At 59.5% G+C, this 795-nt stretch carries 1 protein-coding gene; it reads right to left on the minus strand.

Annotated elements, in window-relative coordinates; genetic code table 11:
- A partial coding sequence (locus AWB65_RS35130; RefSeq protein WP_125474316.1) for an aminotransferase class V-fold PLP-dependent enzyme occupies window positions 1-569 on the minus strand: 569 nt, incomplete at its 3' end.
- Between the last annotated feature and the right edge of the window lie 226 nt (window positions 570-795).

The following is a 795-nucleotide window of genomic DNA, read 5'->3' on the forward strand; positions in this document are numbered from 1 at the left end:
TCGGCATGCACGGCGCGGGCGTCGAGCGGGATGGCGCCGAATGCGCTCATCGAATCGATCAGAAAGCGCTTGCCGTAATGCGCGGCGAGTTCACCGATCTGCGAAACCGGATTGAGAACGCCCGAGGTCGTCTCGCAATGCACCGCAAAAACGTGCGTGATCGACGGCGTGCGCTTCAGGATCGACTCGACCTTTGCTAAATCGGGCGGCGCGTCTTCCGCCGTTTGATGCACGACCGTCTTGCGTCCTGCGATATCAAGGATGCGTTTCGCGCGCGATCCGTAAGCGCCGTTGATCAGCACAAGCACCTTGCCATCGCGCGGCACGAGGCTCGTGAGCATCGCCTCGACGGCGAACGTCCCCGAGCCTTGCACCGGCACCGTTACGAACTCGTCGCCGCCGTTCGCGATGTCGCGCAACTGCGCAAGCACCGATTGATTGATCGCGACGAAGTTCGCATCGCGCGAACCCCAGTCGTGCAGCATCGCGGCCTTGACGCTGCGTGAGGTCGTCAGCGGGCCGGGCGTGAGGAGAAACGGATCGCCGGTTTCGGAGGCGGATTGGGGCATGTGTGGTCCTCGATCTACGATCTGTACATCTCTATTTTAGATACAAATCATCCCGAATAATAGAATTTGTCGTTGACGATAGCGATCGGTTGATCTACATTTGATTCAACGCGCACTTTTCGGAACTTATCGTTCCGCTTTTATTAAACACCGGAGACACCCATGAGCGAACTCGATCCCACCCTCGCCGCGCCCGCCACCGACGCCATCGGCCCCCAAGCCATGA

The organism is Caballeronia humi (genome assembly GCF_001544475.1).
GTDB lineage: Bacteria > Pseudomonadota > Gammaproteobacteria > Burkholderiales > Burkholderiaceae > Caballeronia > Caballeronia humi.